Here is an 18112-nt window from a genome sequence, read left to right as displayed (position 1 = left end):
TTTTTATTTTAGTCTTTTGAAAATTCAAACTCATCAAAATCTTTAATTTCAGATAATTTAATTAGTTTGTTTTTCCTGATTTTGGTAACGGTCTTTTTGAATACTTCACCTTCATTTTCTGCATTTTCGTTAATGTTTTCATTGACTACTTTAGTTCGGGTTAAAAAATTTATACTTAAATCAGAATCAACTACAGGGCCGTTACTGCTGCTAGAATCGAAACCAATTAGTTCAAAATCTGAATTTTGATATCTAAAAGTATAATTCCAATAACCGTATCTTCCATGAGCGTAGTTTACATATAAATTTCCATTTTTTATTTCGAAATCAAGTTCGGGAGCATAATAAACACCGCCCTCTTCGTTTTCAGAAGAAAAACAATCGTAATTTTTAACAGCTAATTCATAACCGTTGTTTTTTTGTAATAATGCTATAATTCCTCTTCGGTTTCGATCTAATTCGCCACGGTATTCATGCTGAATTACTTTGTTTTTATCCGTTCCCTTAATAATCAGAATAATGTCTTCTTTTCCATCTTTGTTTAAATCACCTTTGATCGTGTCGAAAGGAACATAATTTTTAGGTATAAAATCTCCTAAATCTTTTTTAAACTCAACCGTTGATTCTTCCACTTCGGGAATGTCTTTTAATTCGGTAACTTCTGTATTTGATTCTTTGTCATTGGTTTTAGAATCTTTACAGCTGAAAATGATGGAAACTAGCAAAATTGTTCCCATTATTGAAAAGTATTTCTTTTTCATAGTTAGAATTTTTTCAAGATTGCATATTAAAGTTTCTCAATTGCAATAATTGATATTAAAAAAATCAGGCAAATCCTGCCTGATTTTTTTGATTAGATTAATTCAGCCTTGGAAATATTAAATCCCGAATTTAGCATCGATGTTATGTTTTTCAGCATAAGCTTTTCCGGCCGCCATCAATTTGTTAAACTTCGCATCAACTTCGGCTTGAGTTGAAGTATCAAAATCAACAATTGCTTTTTGTATTTGTTCTGGAGTAGCTTTTTCATCTTTCATTTTTGCAATTGGCAAATAACCTTCTTTTTGTTTTGCGATTACATAAGAAAATAAGTCTTTTGAAGCCTGAAGAATTTCTTTATTATCATCATCTTCTGGTATTTCTGAAATAGATTTCAATCGAATTTCTAAATTAGATATGTCATATTTAAAAGCGTTCTGGTAAGAAGAAGCGACCATCTTTTTTTGACTTTCATCATACACCTGAGCTTCATTTTGCAGTTTGTCACTGATTTCTTTTCCGCCAAAGCGTGATAATAAATTCGAATTTAGAACGGCTACATCAAAAGTTTTTTCTGGTGAAAAATCATTACAAGAAGTAAAAACTAAGCTTCCGGTGATTAATATTAAAAAGAGAGCTGTGGCATTTAAGATTTTTTTCATTTTGTATTTATTTATTATTTAACCTTTTAAAATTTTACTTTTTTCTAAATCAAATTCTTCCGAAGTCAAAATTCCGGCATCCAAAAGCTCTTTAATATCTAATAAAGCTTTCTTTTTGGCTTCCATCGAATTTCCAGAATCAGATTTTGGTTCTTCTGTTTTAGTCTGAATTGGCGTTACAACTGTCCCAGAAGGGGCGTATTTCAGAATCAATTCTGTGATTTCGTTAAAGCCTTTTACGTTTGAGTAATCAATTGCTTTTTGTTCTTTCACATTTACAATTGAGGCGTTGGCTTTATTGTCAAGAAGATATTTCACGACATCTTTCTTTCCGTTTGCCGCACTGTAATGCAACGGTGTATTTCCAGATTCATCTTGAATATTGATATTTGCTCCGGCTTCAATAAGCAGTTTTACCATGCTGAGGTTTCCTTTTTTGGTTGCCACGTGTAAAAGGCTTTCTCCGCCATAATTGTAACTGTTGTTTAATGTAAAACTCGAATCATTAGAAATATTCGAAGCACTTACAACCCAATCCAAATAATCATTCATAGATGAAGTATCACCAGCGACAGGTTTGCTGTAATTGACATCAACTCCATTTTCTAAAAACAAAGCCACAATTTCCTTTTGATTATTCGCGCAAGCGTACCAAATTGGAGAATAACCATTGTTGTTTGATGTAAATACATCTGCACCTCTTTCGACCAATAATTTTGCTAGCATTCGATTGGTTTCATAACAAGCAATTAAAAGAGCATTTTCACCAGCATGATTCGCGTGATTAACATTGGCGCCATTGTCCAGAAGTAAAGTTACCATTGGTAATGATTTAGTGTAACAAGCGTAAAGCAATGGCGTATTTCCTTGTTTATCGGTTACATTAATATCAGCGCCTTTATCTAAAAGTAATTGAATAATTTCTCTGTTTAATTTTGCTGAAGCCAATAAGAGCGGTGTTTCTCCATTGTTATTCAATAAATTAACGTCAATTCCTGCTTCAAGCAACTTTGTTGCAATTTCGATCTGAGCCGTTTGTACAGTCAAGTGTAACAAGCTGTTACCCAACTTATCATTGATTTCGATTTTGGCTCCGTTTTCTAAAAGATACAAAGCTGTCTGTTTTTGTTTTTGAAGGCAAGCAAAAAATAAAGGCGTTTCTCCAGCATGATCTTCATAATCGATATCGGCACCATCTTCGCATAATATTTTTACAATATCGAGATAACCTCTGTGTGCAGCGTAATGGAGAGCAGTTCTTCCTCTTTCGTCAGTATATTTTACATCTACTTCTTTATTTTGAAGCAGTAATTCAGCTATTTTTCGGTTGCCGTTTTCGCAGGCAATTATAAATGACATTGACATAGAATCTTAGTTTTAAATAGTTTTTAAACACATAGTAACGTAGTTTATTGAAGATTAAAGGAGGTGTTTCACTAATTTAAATTCACATAGTTTGACTATGTGTGAGAAACTGGTTTCTTTCCAACTCCTTTTATTCACAAACAAAAAACCTATGTTTCTATGTGTTTAAATTGTTTTTTTAATAATAAACAGGATAATTTTAAGCTTTCATTAAAAGCTCAACAGTTTTTATTTTCAAATTATCTGTAGAAGCAAGTGTAAGAGCGGTTTCATCCTTATCGTTGGTAATATTTTTGTCTGCTCCGTTTTCAAGAAGTAATTTTACTTTTCTATAAATTTCTTTTGCAGCTTCAGCATCATAATTGACATTGTAAGCACAGACTTTGTGTAAAATGGTATTTCCTTGATTGTCTTGTTCGTTAACGTCAATCGATCCGCTGTCTAGAGCCGATTTTAGAATACCCGATTTTTTCTCAGCAATATAATCGATGCCTGATTTTGGATTTCCGTAATATTGAGCAGCATGATTTAAGTCGGCACCGTCTGATAATAATCTTTGTAAAGAATTCAGATCATTCTCAGAATCAGACATCATTCTGATAAATTCGGTTAGTAAAGTTCTGCCGTCTTTATTGATGCTATTAAAATCGGCTGATGAAGATTCGGCTAAAAGTTCGTACATCGGAATAGAAAACTGCTCGCCGACCGCATAGTAAAAAGAACTATTTTCCTGATTATCTGTTTCGTTCGGATCTGCACCATTTTCAAGTAAAATCGGAATATATTCTTTTTTGTTTCTTTTTACAGCATACATCAGCGGTGTAGTTCCAACCACATTTTTCTCATTGATGTCAACGCCATTTTCAATAAGTATCTTAATATATTCTTTGCCTTTTTCAGCATTCAAAGAATAATTATTCACGATTTTATGAATCAGATTTTCTTGTGAATTGCTTTTGTATTGGGCATTACAGCCAAAATCGTCTATTAGACTTTTAATCACTTCTGGAACAGCTTCTTTTTCGATGCAATATCCCAATAAGGTCTGATCGCTGATTTCATCATTAGCATTGTCAACTTTTGACATTATTTCTTTGAAGAAAGAAAGAGACTCTTCATCATTTTTTATGTTTCGAGAAAGGGAATTGAAAATAGATTTGTCAAAACTGTCCAATTCGTAGATATCAGTTTCAATAAAACCTGCCTTTATTAAGGCTTCAATAAGATCAATTGCTTTTTCGTCTATTAGTTTTGCTGTTATTTGCGAAAAATTGTTTTTAAGATATTGCTCAGAAAACGGTTCACCATTATTAATCGCTTCTCTGGCAGCTTCAAGATTTCCTTGAAAAATGTACTGTTCAATAATGTTTTGTGTGTGCATGTAAAAAATATTAAAGGGTATATAAAAATATTTTACTGTTATTTAGAATTCAAAATTTCGAAAAACAGAAATAGGATTGTAAGATAAAACATAAAAACGAGAAATATATTTCAGAATTAAAATTAAAAATGACAATTTGTGTTAGTAAATTGACAGATTAAGATTTTTGGTAAAAATTTTGAGTTGTTTTTTCAATGAAAAATTGCAATTAAAATATTTTTTGAGTGAATCAATTAGCAGAACAAAGAGCATTTTTTTATTTAACAACCCTTTACAAGTAATCTATAAATAGCCAAATAAAAAAAATACTATCTTTACCGATCAAACGTTTATGAACTTAAGCTGCGTTTTGGCAGCACTACATATATACTTATGGCATGTACAAGTTGTTCAACCTCAGATGGTGGCGCACCAAAAGGTTGTAAAAATAATGGGACTTGCGGCACCGATAGCTGCAATAAATTGACGGTTTTTGACTGGCTTTCGAACATGAATCCGTTTAATGGAGAGGCAATTTTTGATTGTGTTGAAGTTCGTTTTAAAAACGGACGTAAGGAATTTTTTAGAAATTCAGAAAAATTAACTTTAAGCATTGGTGATATTGTTGCAACTGTAGCATCACCAGGTCATGATATTGGTATTGTAACTCTTACAGGCGAATTGGTAAAGATTCAAATGAAGAAAAAAGGAGTGAATTACGAAAGTAATGATGTACCAAAAATTTACAGAAAAGCATCTCAAAAAGATATTGATATTTGGTCTGTTGCCCGTGATCGTGAAGAACCGATGAAAGTTCGTGCACGTGAATTGGCAATTCAGCATAAATTGGAAATGAAAATTTCTGATATTGAATTTCAAGGAGACGGTTCTAAGGCAACATTTTATTACACTGCAAATGATCGTGTAGATTTTAGAATGCTGATTAAGGATTTTGCTAAAGAATTCAGTACCAGAGTCGAAATGAAACAAGTTGGTTTCCGTCAGGAAGCAGCTCGTTTAGGTGGAGTGGGTTCTTGCGGACGCGAACTTTGCTGTTCAACTTGGCTGACTGACTTTAGAAGTGTAAACACTTCTGCTGCACGTTATCAGCAATTGTCATTGAATCCGCAAAAATTAGCGGGTCAATGTGGAAAGTTAAAATGCTGTCTGAACTATGAGTTAGACACTTACATGGATGCTTTAAAGGATTTTCCAGATTATGATACAAAATTAATCACCGAAAAAGGAGATGCTGTTTGCCAAAAACAAGATATTTTCAAAGGTTTGATGTGGTTTGCTTATACAAACAATTTCGCAAACTGGCATGTTTTGAAAATTGATCAGGTAAAAGAAATCATTGCTGAAAATAAACAAAAAAACAAGGTTTCTTCTTTAGAAGATTTTGCTGTTGAGGTAGTTGCAGAACCAGAAAAAGATTTCAATAACGCAATGGGGCAAGAGAGTTTAACTCGTTTTGATCAGCCAAAAAGGAAGAAAAAACCAAATCGCAAGCGTAAAAATGCTGAACCTGCTGGTGTTGCAACTCCGCAAAAACCACAACAGGAAAAAAACAATAATAATCCGAAACCAGCAGGAAATAATAAACCTTCTGGCGCAGGAAATCCAAATCAGCAGAACAAACAAAATAATCCAAACAAGCAAAATAATCCGAACAAGCAAAATCATAAGAATAAGCAAAATCCGAATAAACAAAACAATAATTCGAACAAGCAAAATTCTAATGAAAACAAATCTGCTGAACCTAGAAAACCAATAATTATTACTAAAAATGAGAATAAAAAATAGCGGAATTCTTCTTTTGGTGGCAATACTTCTTTTTTCCTGTGATAAAAAGCGAGTATTTGATGAGTATAAATCTGTTGGAAGTGCTTGGCACAAAGACAGCATCGTAAGCTTTGATTTGCCAGTTTTAGATTCTACAAAAAAGTACAATTTGTTTGTGAATATAAGAGACAACAACAATTATCCGTTTAATAATTTGTTCTTAATTGTTGCCATAGAAACACCAAGCGGATTTACAAAAGTCGACACCTTGCAGTATCAGATGGCGGCACCAGATGGGACTTTGTTAGGAAATGGATTTACTGATATTAAAGAAAGTAAATTGTATTACAAAGAAGATGTGAAGTTTAAAGGAAAATACAAAGTTCATATCAAACAAGCCGTTAGACAATCAGGAAAAATACCTGGAGTTGAAGCTTTAGAAGGAATTACAGACGTTGGTTTTAGAATAGAACAAAAAGATTAGATAAATAGTTATGGCTGCTACTAAGAAAAACAATCAATCAAATAAGGATATTAATTATTATAAAAAGAAATTCTGGCGCGTTTTTGCCTATACGTTATTAGGGATTTTAGCCTTCTTTTTATTTGCTTCATGGGGATTATTTGGTTCTATGCCTTCATTTGAAGACTTAGAAAATCCAGATTCAAACCTCGCAACAGAAATTATTTCATCTGATGGAGTTGTAATTGGTAAGTATTTTAAAACCAATCGTTCACAATTAAAATACTCAGATTTACCTAAAAATTTAGTTGAAGCTTTAGTGGCAACTGAAGATGCGCGATTCTACGAGCATTCAGGAATTGACGGACGTGGAACGCTTAGAGCAGTTTTTAGTTTAGGAACAAATGGTGGAGCAAGTACCTTAACGCAGCAGCTTGCAAAACAATTATTTCACGGTGAAGGTTCAAAATTTCTTCCTTTTAGAATTGTACAAAAAATAAAAGAATGGATTATTGCCATTCGTCTAGAAAGACAATATACCAAAAATGAAATCTTAGCGATGTACTGCAACGTTTACGATTTCGGAAATTATTCTGTTGGAGTGAGTTCTGCTGCTCAAACGTATTTTTCTAAAGATCCTAAAGATTTAACAGTGGATGAATCGGCTATTTTAGTGGGAATGTTCAAAAACTCAGGATTATATAATCCAGTAAGAAATCCAGAAGGTGTAAAGAATCGTCGTAATGTGGTTTTGTCTCAAATGGCAAAAGCTAAAATGATTTCAGAATCTGAAAAAGAAAGATTGCAGCAGCTTCCGATTACTTTAAAGTTTAAATTAGAAAGCCACCGTGAAGGTATGGCAACTTATTTTAGAGAGTATCTTCGTGATTACATGAAAAAATGGGTTACAGAAAATAAAAAACCAGACGGATCGGAATACGATATTTATAAAGATGGTTTGAAAATTTACACTACTATCGATTCTAGAATGCAATCTTATGCAGAGGAAGCAGTTTCTGAACACATGAAAAACCTACAACAGCAGTTTTTTATTGAACAGAAAACCAATAAAAATGCTCCTTTCGTAAATATCACTCAAGCAGAAACAGATCGAATCATCATGCAGGCAATGAAAAATTCAGTGCGCTGGGCTCAGATGAAAGAAATGGATAAAAGTGAAGATGATATTATTGCTTCTTTCAAAGTAAAAACAAAAATGCGCGTCTTTACTTGGAAAGGCGAGCGTGATACCATAATGACTCCATTAGATTCTATTCGTTATTACAAACACTTTTTGCAATCTGGTTTAATGGCTATGGAGCCGCAAACAGGAGCAATTAAAGCTTGGGTTGGAGGAATTAACTATAAATACTTTCAATACGATCACGTAGGACAAGGGGCAAGACAAGTAGGTTCTACTTTCAAACCTTTTGTTTATGCAACGGCAATTGAAGAATTGAATATGTCACCTTGCGATTCTATTCTTGACGGACCATTTATGATTCACAAAGGACGTCACCACGTAACAGAAGATTGGGAACCTAGAAACTCTGATTACCGATACAGAGGAATGGTAACCTTGAAACAAGCTTTAGCAGCTTCGATTAATACGGTTTCGGCTAAATTAATTGATAGAACAAGTCCAGAAGCTGTTGTAGAATTGACTAAAAAATTGGGAGTAAAAACAGAAATTCCAGTTCAGCCTTCAATTGCTTTAGGAGCGGTTGATATTACAGTTGAAGATATGGTTGCGGCATACAGTACATTTGCCAACCAAGGTGTTTATGTAAAACCACAGTTTTTGAGCAGAATTGAAAACAAAAGCGGAGAGGTTATTTACGAACCAATTCCGGAGTCTCATGACGTTTTAAATAAAGATATTGCTTTTGCTGTAATTAAATTACTTCAAGGAGTTACAGAAAGTGGTTCTGGTGTGCGTTTACGTACTCAAGGCGGCGGAAGTGGAGATAATCGTTGGACAGGTTATCCATATATGTTTACAAATCCTATAGCAGGTAAAACGGGTACAACGCAAAATCAATCAGATGGTTGGTTTATGGGAATGGTTCCGAACTTAGTTACAGGAGTATGGGTTGGATGTGAAGATCGTTCGGCTCGTTTCAAAAGTTTAACTTACGGGCAAGGTGCGACTGCAGCTTTACCAGTTTGGGGTTATTTCATGAAGAAATGTTATGCGGACAAAGACCTTCAGATTTCGAAAGGAGAGTTTGAACGTCCTGCAAACCTTTCTATAAAAGTTGATTGCTATCAAAGGCCAGCTGTTGTAAAAGATACCACACAAACCGAACAAAATACAGATGAATTTGCATTGTAACAATGTTGCAATAATTTATATCTAATTAAATTTTATCCCTTTACGACTCTTTTTTAAGATTAGTAAAGGGATTTTTATTTTGGTTTTATTTTTTACGAAATCGTTATAATTTAATCTAAAAATCTTATTTTTATCAAAAATATACAGCAATAAAGATAGTTTGTTATGATAACAAAAAAAGTAAACAGTGTTCAGGAGGCTATTCAGGGAATTGAAAGCAAGATGACAATTATGTTTGGCGGTTTTGGATTGTGTGGAATTCCTGAAAATACAATTGCGGCTTTAGTAAATACATCAATTTCAGATTTAACTTGTATTTCGAATAATGCAGGAGTAGATGATTTTGGTTTAGGATTATTGCTTCAGAAAAAGCAAATCAAAAAAATGATTTCTTCTTATGTGGGAGAAAATGCCGAGTTTGAGCGTCAGATGCTTTCTGGAGAATTAGAAGTTGAATTGACGCCTCAAGGAACTTTAGCAGAACGCTGTCGTGCAGCTCAAGCTGGAATTCCTGCTTTCTTTACACCAGCAGGATATGGAACAGAAGTAGCTGAAGGAAAAGAAGCGCGTGAGTTCAACGGGAAAATGCATATCATGGAAGAAGCTTTTAAAGCTGATTTTGCTATAGTAAAAGCATGGAAAGGTGACGAAGCAGGAAATTTAATCTTTAAAGGAACGGCGAGAAACTTCAATGCGTGTATGGCTGGTGCAGGTAGAATTACAATTGCAGAAGTTGAAGAATTAGTTCCAGTTGGTTCTTTAGATCCAAATCAGATTCATATTCCGGGAATTATGGTGCAGCGTATTTTTCAAGGAGAGAAATTTGAAAAGAGAATTGAACAACGTACAGTAAGAGTTAAAAATTAGATAATTGAGATAATGAGGCAATTAGATAATTTTTTTGAATTATCTAATTATCAAATTCTCTAATTGACACATTAAATTATGGCACTTAGTAAAGAAGATATAGCAAAACGAATTGCAAAAGAGGTAAAAGACCGATATTTCGTAAATCTTGGCATCGGAATTCCAACTTTGGTTGCAAATTACGTTAGAGAAGATATAGCAGTTGAATTCCAAAGTGAAAATGGAGTTCTCGGAATGGGACCTTTTCCTTTTGAGGGCGAAGAAGATGCCGATATTATCAACGCAGGAAAACAAACTATTACGACGCTTCCGGGCGCCAGTTTCTTTGATTCGGCATTTAGTTTCGGAATGATTCGAAGCCAGAAAGTTGATTTAACTATTTTGGGTGCAATGGAAGTTTCAGAAAATGGAGATATTGCCAATTGGAAAATTCCAGGCAAAATGGTAAAAGGAATGGGAGGCGCGATGGATTTGGTGGCTTCCGCCGAAAATATTATCGTAGCAATGATGCATGTGAACAAAGCAGGAGAATCTAAAATCTTAAAAAGATGTACTTTGCCATTAACAGGCGTAGGATGCGTTAAAAAGGTCGTAACGGAGCTTGCGGTTCTCGAAGTAACAGAAAAAGGTTTTAAGCTCTTAGAACGAGCGCCAGGCGTCTCAGTCGATCACATCATCGCATCAACTGAAGCTGATTTGATTATTGAAGGAGAAATTCCTGAGATGTTAATCTAAAAAGTATTGCCACAAAGGCACAAAGACTCAAAGCGAATTTCTAAAATAAATAAAAAAAACCGCCCAATAAGGCGGTTTTTCTATCTAAAAAAACTTTGTGACTTAGCGCCTTCGCGGCAAACAACAAAGAATTATAAATTAAACGAAGCTCCTAAACTAAAAGTAGCTTGATTATTTAACTTATCAAATACTCCATTATCACTGCTGTATTTTGCAATTGGGAATCCGATTTCTGTGAAAACACCAAATCCGTCTGTAAAAAAGTAACGACCACCAACGTGTCCGCCAAAATTACGAAGTCCTAAGCTTAGACCTGGATAAATATCTAATTGTTCTACTCCAATAACACTACTCAAATTAGCATTAATTCTTGCTTTTGCATCAAAGCGATCGCCAAAATCTGGAGTTCTTGTTTGAATTTGGTTGTTCACATAAATATTACGATCATCTGCACCAAGTAAGTAATTAGCAACAAAACCAAATGAGAAATTTTCTCCTAAACCAAAATCTACAGAGCCCTGAATTCCAGAACCACCATCTTGAAGATTAGCACCAACGTTTACTCTCGTGTCACCTTTACCAGTAAAAGCTTTTTGAGCATTGATAAATCCGAATGATACTAAAAACAAGAGTGTAATAACTTTTTTCATAAACTTTAAATATTAATTATTTTGCGGGACAAATTTAATTTTTAAATAAATTAATTCCTACCTTTTTCATTAAAATACAATTCGTTTAATGGCTCACTTTGCCAATATTCCTTGGTATCAACGTTCAAAATTGTAAGTGGACCTCTAAATGCCGCGCCTGTATCTACATTCCAAACACAAGCTTTATTTATCGGAACCGTTTTTCCAATTCTGGTTACAGGCGTATGACCAATATAAACTTCTTTATAAACGGTAAATCTTTTAGGATAGTGTAAGTCGTCTTCTTTTAAATTAGGATCCAAAGCAAGTGCAGACTCCCAAAGTGTTCTGTCCCAATAAAATAATTTCGGAAAATATTCCCATTTTACGCCATTTAAATTGGTGAAACCGGCATGAACAAATAAACGGTTTTGATCATCAAGATAATAATCTTGAAGACTTTCTAAAAATTCTATATGAGTTCTCTTTTTTTCTGGAGATATTTTGGCATATCCTTCAACAGTAGCTTTTCCGCCATGTTTGTACCACATTTCTTCATCAAAATCGTCATTTCGATCTTCTAGCCAATCTAACGCTAGCTGATCGTGATTTCCTCTTATGCAGATGCAGTTTTGTTTGCTTTTTAAATCAATCAAATAGTCAATCACTTCAACAGACTGGCTCCAGCCGTCAACATAATCGCCCAAAAAGATTAGGGTATCTTCGGTAGTAACTTCGGCTCTTTCCAACACTTGTTCCAGTGCAAGTAATCCGCCATGAATGTCACCTATAACAAATGTTCGCATTATTTAATTTTTCGAGTAGAAGAACAAAAATAAAAAGAATTATTGGTTTGCACTCACCTAATTTATATTCTTTAAAAATTGATACTATTTATAACTATTTACAGTGCTTTTTTATTGCTTTCCAATGTAAATTTGCAAAATGTCAGACACACCAACATATCGCAAAATTATTCACATCGATATGGATGCTTTTTACGCATCGGTGGAGCAGATGGATAATCCGGAATTGCGCGGAAAACCTGTGGCAGTTGGAGGTTCAGAAAATAGAGGAGTGGTTTCTGCAGCGAGTTACGAGGCAAGAAAGTTCGGTGTTAGAAGTGCCATCAGCGGTGTTTTGGCTAAAAAATATTGCCCAGAAATTATTTTTGTCAGACCTCGATTTGATCGTTATAAAGAGATTTCATCCAAAATTCATAAAATCTTCAATGAATATACCGATTTAGTTGAGCCTCTTTCGCTTGACGAAGCTTATTTGGATGTTACAAATAATAAAAAAGGGAATCCGAGCGCAAGTTTACTGGCTGAGGAAATTCGATTAAGAATTTTTAATGAAGTTGGTTTGACTGCCTCTGCAGGAATTTCAATCAATAAATTTGTTGCTAAAATTGCCAGCGATTACAATAAGCCAAACGGACAAAAGACTGTTAATCCTGATGAAGTGGAAGCATTTCTAGAAGAATTGCCAATTCGGAAATTTTATGGCGTTGGAAAAGTAACTACAGAAAAAATGTATCAGTTAGGAATTTTTACTGGAACAGATTTGAAAAGCAAATCGTTAGAATTCCTTGAAAAACATTTCGGAAAATCGGGCGCTTTTTATTATAACGTAGTTCGAGGCATTCATAATAGTGAAGTGAAATCTTCTAGAATTACTAAGTCGGTCGCGGCAGAACATACTTTTGATGTCAACTTATCTTCTGAGATTTTTATGTTGGAACAATTGGAAAGAATAGCAGCTTCTTTAGAAAAACGCTTAGAACGCCACAAACTTTCGGGTAAAACAATTACTTTAAAAATTAAATACAGTGATTTTTCTCAGCAGACCAGAAGTAAAACATTGCCTTATTTTATTTCAGATAAAAAATTAATTATGGAGAATATTCAAGAGCTGTTATATCAAGAAAAAATGAAAGATTCGGTTAGATTATTAGGCATTTCATTAAGTAATTTGAATAATGAAATAAAAAAAGCTGTAGTAGTCCAATTAAAATTTACGTTTTGATAACAGATTTACCCGTAAAAAATGAGAGTTACAATATTCAATAACAAGATTTTTCTTCTATCTTTGAGTAAAGTTTTGTCGATTATCTAAAAAGTTTATTATGAAAAATACTAACTCTGACGATTTTTTACAACGAAATTCAGTTCCAATTTTATCTTGGGACTTTCATTATGAGTACGTTAATGAATTGAAAGCATTGACTGTAGATTTGGAAAAACTAAATGAAATTTCGAATCAGTTTATCTGGGATGATAAAAAGCTTAATATTAAAGAAAGAATTAAAGAAGAAGTTGTTGTTATTACTGATTTGGAATTGAAAATAGTTTTCGCGTCAAGCGGAATAAAAAAAATGACTGGTTTTAAAGCAGATGAAATTTTAGGTAAAACGCCAAAAATGTTTCAGGGACCAGCAACCTCCAAAAAGGATTTAAAAGAAATTAAAGAGGCTATAAAAAAGAGGGTTTCTTTTGTGAAAACGCTTGAAAATTATAGAAAAAACGGAAATACATATAAATGTAAAATTGATGCTTCGCCAGTTTATAATCTAAAAGGAGAAATTTCACATTTTATAGCTTTTGAAAAACAGGACTTAAGTGCTTGATTTGCCACAAAGGCGCTAAGACACAAAGTTTTTTATAAAAATAAAACCGCTCAAAAGAGCGGTTTCTTTATTTCTATACTTAAACAAAACTTAGCGTCTTAGCGCCTTTGTGGCAAGAAATTATAGGTTAGCAAAAAAGTCATTTCCTTTATCATCCGTAATGATAAATGCTGGGAAATCTTTTACGGTAATTTTACGAACAGCTTCCATTCCTAATTCTTCAAAGTCAACAACTTCTACTTTTAAGATATTGTCTTGAGCTAAAATAGCAGCTGGACCTCCAATAGAACCTAAATAGAAACCTCCGTATTTGTTGCAAGCATCTGTAACTTGTTTGGTACGGTTTCCTTTAGCGAGCATAATCATACTTCCGCCATTTTTTTGGAATTCATCTACATAAACGTCCATACGTCCCGCAGTTGTTGGTCCAAAACTTCCAGAAGCCATTCCGTCTGGTGTTTTAGCTGGGCCAGCGTAATAAACAGGGTGATTTTTGAAATAATCAGGCATTGGTTTTCCAGCGTCTAATAATTCTTTGATTTTTGCGTGAGCAATATCTCGGGCAACAATTACAGTTCCGTTTAGTTTTAAACGTGTTTTAACTGGATATTGAGACAATTTTGCTAAAATATCGGCCATTGGCTGATCTAAATCAATTTCTACAGGAGCTTCTAAATGTGGAGCAGTTTCTGGTAAAAATTGTTTCGGATTAACTTCTAACTGTTCAACGAAGATTCCGTCTTTAGTAATTTTTCCTTTAATGTTTCTATCTGCAGAACAAGAAACTCCCAATCCAACTGGACAAGAAGCTGCGTGACGTGGTAAACGAATTACACGAACGTCATGCGTAAAGTATTTTCCGCCAAACTGCGCTCCGATTGCGCTTTCCTGACAGATTTTCTGAACACGTTCTTCCCATTCGTGATCACGAAAAGCCTGACCAGCCATGTTTCCTGTAGTTGGAAGATTGTCATAATATCCTGCGGATGCTTTTTTAACAGCACTTAAGTTCGCCTCGGCAGAAGTTCCACCGATTACTAAAGCTAAGTGATATGGAGGACAAGCAGAAGTTCCTAAATCTTTAATTTTGGTGCGGATAAATTCATCTAATGATTTTTCATTCAACAAAGATTTAGTCTGCTGATATAAATAGGTTTTGTTAGCAGATCCTCCTCCTTTTGCCATAAACAAAAAGTCGTAAGAAGTTCCTTTTTTAGCATAAATATCGATTTGAGCAGGAAGATTTGAACCAGAATTCTTTTCTTCGAACATCGAAATTGGAACAATCTGCGAATAACGTAAGTTTCTTTTTTGGTAAGTATTAAAAATTCCTCGGCTTAACCATTCGGCATCATCAACACCCGTAAAGATGCTTTCTCCTTTTTTAGCCATTACAATTGCCGTTCCGGTATCCTGGCAACTTGGTAATTGACCTTCGGCAGCAACCGAAGCATTTTGAAGCAAATTATAAGCAACAAAACGATCATTGTCTGTAGCTTCTGGATCGTCTAGAATTTTTCTTAGTTTTTGTAAATGTGTCGTTCTAAGCATAAAAGACACATCGGTTAAAGCTTCTTCAGCCAGTAACTCTAAACCTTTTGGATCAACAGTTAAAACTTCACGTTCTCCAAATTGCTCCACTTTCACAAAATCTGAGGTGATTTTGCGATACTGCGTATCGTCCTTTAAGATCGGATAAGGATCTTGGTATATAAAATCAATCATTGCTTTGTTTTTTTTTTACAAATTTAGAAATTATTTACCTAAGAAAGAATTTGAATAAGGGGCGTGTATTGATTATTTAATTTATAAAAATATAGTTGGAGTTTTTTTTAGATTAAAAAAACCAAGTAGCCACAAAAATTGCCGTAATTACACAAATCAAATCAACCAAAAGCATTGTACCCAAAGCATAGCGTGTGTTTTTGATATTTACAGATCCAAAATAAACCGCAATTACATAAAACGTACTTTCGGCACTGCATTGAAAAATACTGCTCAATCTTGCCGTTAGAGAATCGGCACCGAAAGTATTCATAGAATCAATTAAGAATCCTCGTGAACCAGCTGAACTGAATGGACGAAGCATCGCAACCGGAAGTGCGTTTGTAATTTCTTTACTCACACCTAAATTTGAAAATACAAAGCCGATTCCGTCGCTGATAATTTCAAACAAACCGCTGTTTCTGAATAAAGAAATGGCAACTAACATTCCTAAAACATAAGGAAAAATCGTAACTCCCGTTTTAACTCCGTTATTTGCACCGACAACAAAAGTGTCAAAAACCGTAGTATTGGCATCTTTGAATTTTTGTTCGTGTCTGAAAGAAAAAATCAGAGTGAAAACGATAATCGTCAATAATATTAAACCAGAAAGATTAGAAGTAAAATAGTTTTTTCCAATTAAATCCAAATGATTGACATACATCAGCAAACCAACAATTGCGGCAATTAATCCCATTAAACCAATCAGAAGCGAAGCGCTTTTAAAATTGATTTTTTGTTTGATTCCAACAATTAAAAAAGCAGCGATTGTTCCGATAAATGAAGTAATAATACATGGAAGCATTACATCGGCTGGATTGCTTGCGTTTGCCGCTGCTCGGTATCCAATAATGGATGTTGCAATTAAAGTCAAGCCAGAAGCATGAAGACACATAAACATAATCTGTGCATCGCTGGCTTTATCCTTGTCGGGATTTATTTCTTGTAAACTTTCCATGGCCTTCAGTCCAAATGGAGTTGCAGCCGAATCTAACCCAAGGAAATTGGCAGCAAAGTTTAAGGTCATGTATGAAATTGAAGGGTGATTTTTAGGAATACTCGGAAACACTTTCACAAAAACAGGACTTAAAGCTTTTGCTAAATTTCCAGATGCTCCAGAAACGATTAGAAGTTCCATCAATCCACAGAAGAATGCTAAATAGGCAATTAACGGAAGAATTAAATCTACTAGAGTACTTTTACAAGTTGGCAACAAACCGTCAGATTTTTGAAGTCCGCTGAAAATTTTTACAGTTTTGTTTTTATAAACGTAAGTCGTGTCGGCATTAAGCGTGTCACGATTGATAATCATCGTTTGGTCTGGAGCTTTCTTGATGCTGTCTTTGATGAAAGCAGGAAGTTCTTCAACATATTTCTCAGAAACTAAAATAGGATCATCTTTTTTTCCATTCAAAACAGAATCAATCGTATATGTATTGGCAGTAAACAAGCTGAATACAATAAAAATAATCGAAGAAATAAAAATCGTTAGCCAAAATCTGCTCAATACCATGAATTCTAATTTTTTGTAAATGTAATTATTTAGCAATAATACGCATAAAGATTTAAGTAACGAAACTGGAAGTAATTGTCAAGAAAGAGACTTTTTTAGTTAAAATTCAGTTTATTCGATAGTAATTTTCATTTCTAGGTATTTTTCAAAATCTTTAATTGCTTCAAACAGAACTTCTTTTTTGTGCTTTTCTGTTTCATTGAAAAACTCCGTCTCAATTTTCACATGATCTTTTTTAAAAGTTCTTTTCCAGATTCCAATCACTTTTCCGTTTTCTAAAATTATAGGTTTGAAAATGCCATTATTGGTGAAAGTTTTAGATTGATGATCTCCCGAAAAAGAAGCTTCGCGTGTTTTGTACGAAATTAAAATCTCATCAAATGCTGGAAGAAAGTGTACGCCTTCGCGAAAGTTATCCTTACTAAAAACCTCTTTTTTAAACCAATACTGTTGATTATCAATAGTGATTTTATTTAATTGCAACTCAATTGCATTAATTGCTTTCTGGCAAATAGTGGGTGCAAATCCCGACCACCAAGAAAAATCGAGCAATGTTGCTGGACCATGACTTTCAAAATAGCGTTGAGCTAGTTTTGCTAATGCCTCTTCTTTTGTTAGACTAGTATTTGGTTTCTTAACTCTTTCTTCTAGTAAAGCATAAGTTATTTGTTTGCCTTTCATTTCTCCATTGCAGACCAAACCGTCCAATTCGGCATTCATCATTATAGCAGCGCCCAAAAAGTTGTCGCTTGCCGTTTTTTTAACGCCAAGTTCCTGCATAATTTCTGGTCGAGTCAGATGATTATTTCCAGTAAGCAATTTTTCAATTGACTTATTCATTTGTCGAAGTTTGTTTTCATTGACGTTAAATTTCTTAGCACCAGAAATAGCCAGTTTTCTTAGTTGAGGCGCCGAAAGTTCTAACATCCAATAAATATCATCTGGAGAAACAAAATGCCAGGTTGGACGTAGAATATGAGTTCTAATAATTTTACCAGAATTAATGGCTTCTTCAATTTCTTTTTCGGTCGAATTACAACGCGAACCAATTGCCCATTTTGCCATTGCATAATCTTGCGCCTGCATGGCACCAAAATGTTTTACAACTTCTTGAGGTGAACACGAATCTTTCTCAAACAACTTTTGAGCAACCATTCGATGATTTGAAATTTCAGAATGAATCATAATCAGAATTATTTTAAACCATGTAAGTTATATAAGTTCATGTAAAAAACTTTGTCTCTTT

The 18112-nt window shown here is 34.0% G+C and carries 16 protein-coding genes; 7 read left to right on the top strand and 9 right to left on the bottom strand.

Features of this window, described 5'->3' with window-relative positions:
- Positions 1-8: 8 nt before the first annotated feature.
- The 4 genes from HNP35_RS01860 to HNP35_RS01845 all read right to left on the bottom strand — a co-directional run bounded on the left by HNP35_RS01860 (position 9) and on the right by HNP35_RS01845 (position 4167).
- Complete coding sequence (locus tag HNP35_RS01860; RefSeq protein WP_184158985.1) at positions 9-761, bottom strand: hypothetical protein; 753 nt, start codon at positions 759-761, stop codon at positions 9-11.
- Positions 762-878: 117 nt separating this feature from the next.
- Positions 879-1421 (bottom strand): hypothetical protein, encoded by a 543-nt coding sequence (locus HNP35_RS01855; RefSeq protein ID WP_184158986.1) that lies wholly within the window; start codon positions 1419-1421, stop codon positions 879-881.
- An 18-nt stretch (positions 1422-1439) separates the two neighbouring features.
- On the bottom strand, positions 1440-2780 hold the full coding sequence (locus HNP35_RS01850) for an ankyrin repeat domain-containing protein (RefSeq protein ID WP_246453304.1): 1341 nt from the start codon (positions 2778-2780) through the stop codon (positions 1440-1442).
- 205 nt (positions 2781-2985) lie between these two features.
- Positions 2986-4167 (bottom strand): ankyrin repeat domain-containing protein, encoded by a 1182-nt coding sequence (locus HNP35_RS01845; RefSeq protein WP_184158990.1) that lies wholly within the window; start codon positions 4165-4167, stop codon positions 2986-2988.
- Positions 4168-4539: 372 nt separating this feature from the next.
- Here HNP35_RS01845 and HNP35_RS01840 point away from each other — a divergent pair, with 372 nt between their 5' ends.
- From HNP35_RS01840 to HNP35_RS01820, 5 genes are all read left to right on the top strand, one after another.
- Positions 4540-5952: a PSP1 domain-containing protein gene (locus HNP35_RS01840; protein ID WP_184158992.1), complete on the top strand. Its 1413-nt coding sequence runs from the start codon at positions 4540-4542 to the stop codon at positions 5950-5952.
- Positions 5936-6415 (top strand): gliding motility lipoprotein GldH, encoded by a 480-nt coding sequence (locus tag HNP35_RS01835; protein WP_184158994.1) that lies wholly within the window; start codon positions 5936-5938, stop codon positions 6413-6415. The genes HNP35_RS01840 and HNP35_RS01835 overlap by 17 nt, the downstream gene beginning before the upstream one ends.
- 10 nt (positions 6416-6425) lie before the next feature.
- The gene (locus HNP35_RS01830; protein WP_184158996.1) at positions 6426-8729 is read left to right on the top strand and encodes a penicillin-binding protein 1A; all 2304 of its coding nucleotides are present in this window, start codon (positions 6426-6428) and stop codon (positions 8727-8729) included.
- A 165-nt stretch (positions 8730-8894) separates the two neighbouring features.
- A complete protein-coding gene (locus HNP35_RS01825; protein WP_184158998.1) occupies positions 8895-9596 on the top strand; it encodes a CoA transferase subunit A in 702 nt (233 codons plus the stop codon).
- A gap of 78 nt (positions 9597-9674) precedes the next feature.
- The gene (locus tag HNP35_RS01820) at positions 9675-10331 is read left to right on the top strand and encodes a 3-oxoacid CoA-transferase subunit B (protein WP_184159000.1); all 657 of its coding nucleotides are present in this window, start codon (positions 9675-9677) and stop codon (positions 10329-10331) included.
- A 131-nt stretch (positions 10332-10462) separates the two neighbouring features.
- Here the strand turns inward: HNP35_RS01820 and HNP35_RS01815 are convergent, their stop codons facing one another.
- Together HNP35_RS01815 and HNP35_RS01810 are read right to left on the bottom strand one after the other, a co-directional pair.
- The gene (locus tag HNP35_RS01815) at positions 10463-10981 is read right to left on the bottom strand and encodes a DUF6646 family protein (RefSeq protein WP_184159001.1); all 519 of its coding nucleotides are present in this window, start codon (positions 10979-10981) and stop codon (positions 10463-10465) included.
- A gap of 50 nt (positions 10982-11031) precedes the next feature.
- The gene (locus tag HNP35_RS01810; protein ID WP_184159003.1) at positions 11032-11766 is read right to left on the bottom strand and encodes a metallophosphoesterase family protein; all 735 of its coding nucleotides are present in this window, start codon (positions 11764-11766) and stop codon (positions 11032-11034) included.
- A gap of 139 nt (positions 11767-11905) precedes the next feature.
- Between HNP35_RS01810 and dinB the strand changes: the two genes are divergently transcribed.
- Both dinB and HNP35_RS01800 read left to right on the top strand, forming a co-directional pair.
- Entirely contained in the window at positions 11906-12988 is a 1083-nt protein-coding gene (gene dinB, locus HNP35_RS01805) for a DNA polymerase IV (RefSeq protein ID WP_184159012.1), read from the top strand.
- A 100-nt stretch (positions 12989-13088) separates the two neighbouring features.
- Positions 13089-13589 carry a PAS domain-containing protein gene (locus tag HNP35_RS01800; RefSeq protein ID WP_184159014.1) on the top strand — a complete coding sequence of 167 codons (501 nt, stop codon included), beginning with the start codon at positions 13089-13091 and terminating at the stop codon, positions 13587-13589.
- A gap of 120 nt (positions 13590-13709) precedes the next feature.
- Here the strand turns inward: HNP35_RS01800 and HNP35_RS01795 are convergent, their stop codons facing one another.
- The 3 genes from HNP35_RS01795 to HNP35_RS01785 all read right to left on the bottom strand — a co-directional run bounded on the left by HNP35_RS01795 (position 13710) and on the right by HNP35_RS01785 (position 18051).
- Positions 13710-15314, bottom strand: coding sequence for a fumarate hydratase (locus tag HNP35_RS01795; RefSeq protein WP_184159016.1), 1605 nt, complete (start codon positions 15312-15314; stop codon positions 13710-13712).
- A 112-nt stretch (positions 15315-15426) separates the two neighbouring features.
- Entirely contained in the window at positions 15427-16866 is a 1440-nt protein-coding gene (locus tag HNP35_RS01790; protein WP_184159018.1) for a nucleoside recognition domain-containing protein, read from the bottom strand.
- Between the two features lie 111 nt (positions 16867-16977).
- A complete protein-coding gene (locus HNP35_RS01785) occupies positions 16978-18051 on the bottom strand; it encodes a winged helix DNA-binding domain-containing protein (RefSeq protein WP_184159020.1) in 1074 nt (357 codons plus the stop codon).
- Between the last annotated feature and the right edge of the window lie 61 nt (positions 18052-18112).

Origin of the sequence: Flavobacterium notoginsengisoli, from assembly GCF_014207905.1 — a bacterium.
Classification (GTDB): Bacteria; Bacteroidota; Bacteroidia; order Flavobacteriales; family Flavobacteriaceae; genus Flavobacterium; species Flavobacterium notoginsengisoli_A.
Note: the sequence above shows the minus strand (reverse complement) of the source record. Positions and strands in the feature narration are given on the sequence as shown.

What these genes read in the sequence shown, in the direction of transcription:
- HNP35_RS01860 (WP_184158985.1), bottom strand. Translation starts at nt 761, where the DNA reads ATGAAAAAGAAATACTTTTCAATAATGGGAACAATTTTGCTAGTTTCC.
- HNP35_RS01855 (WP_184158986.1), bottom strand. Translation starts at nt 1,421, where the DNA reads ATGAAAAAAATCTTAAATGCCACAGCTCTCTTTTTAATATTAATCACC.
- HNP35_RS01850 (WP_246453304.1), bottom strand. Translation starts at nt 2,780, where the DNA reads ATGTCATTTATAATTGCCTGCGAAAACGGCAACCGAAAAATAGCTGAA.
- HNP35_RS01845 (WP_184158990.1), bottom strand. Translation starts at nt 4,167, where the DNA reads ATGCACACACAAAACATTATTGAACAGTACATTTTTCAAGGAAATCTT.
- HNP35_RS01840 (WP_184158992.1), top strand. Translation starts at nt 4,540, where the DNA reads ATGGCATGTACAAGTTGTTCAACCTCAGATGGTGGCGCACCAAAAGGT.
- HNP35_RS01835 (WP_184158994.1), top strand. Translation starts at nt 5,936, where the DNA reads ATGAGAATAAAAAATAGCGGAATTCTTCTTTTGGTGGCAATACTTCTT.
- HNP35_RS01830 (WP_184158996.1), top strand. Translation starts at nt 6,426, where the DNA reads ATGGCTGCTACTAAGAAAAACAATCAATCAAATAAGGATATTAATTAT.
- HNP35_RS01825 (WP_184158998.1), top strand. Translation starts at nt 8,895, where the DNA reads ATGATAACAAAAAAAGTAAACAGTGTTCAGGAGGCTATTCAGGGAATT.
- HNP35_RS01820 (WP_184159000.1), top strand. Translation starts at nt 9,675, where the DNA reads ATGGCACTTAGTAAAGAAGATATAGCAAAACGAATTGCAAAAGAGGTA.
- HNP35_RS01815 (WP_184159001.1), bottom strand. Translation starts at nt 10,981, where the DNA reads ATGAAAAAAGTTATTACACTCTTGTTTTTAGTATCATTCGGATTTATC.
- HNP35_RS01810 (WP_184159003.1), bottom strand. Translation starts at nt 11,766, where the DNA reads ATGCGAACATTTGTTATAGGTGACATTCATGGCGGATTACTTGCACTG.
- dinB (WP_184159012.1), top strand. Translation starts at nt 11,906, where the DNA reads ATGTCAGACACACCAACATATCGCAAAATTATTCACATCGATATGGAT.
- HNP35_RS01800 (WP_184159014.1), top strand. Translation starts at nt 13,089, where the DNA reads ATGAAAAATACTAACTCTGACGATTTTTTACAACGAAATTCAGTTCCA.
- HNP35_RS01795 (WP_184159016.1), bottom strand. Translation starts at nt 15,314, where the DNA reads ATGATTGATTTTATATACCAAGATCCTTATCCGATCTTAAAGGACGAT.
- HNP35_RS01790 (WP_184159018.1), bottom strand. Translation starts at nt 16,866, where the DNA reads ATGGTATTGAGCAGATTTTGGCTAACGATTTTTATTTCTTCGATTATT.
- HNP35_RS01785 (WP_184159020.1), bottom strand. Translation starts at nt 18,051, where the DNA reads ATGATTCATTCTGAAATTTCAAATCATCGAATGGTTGCTCAAAAGTTG.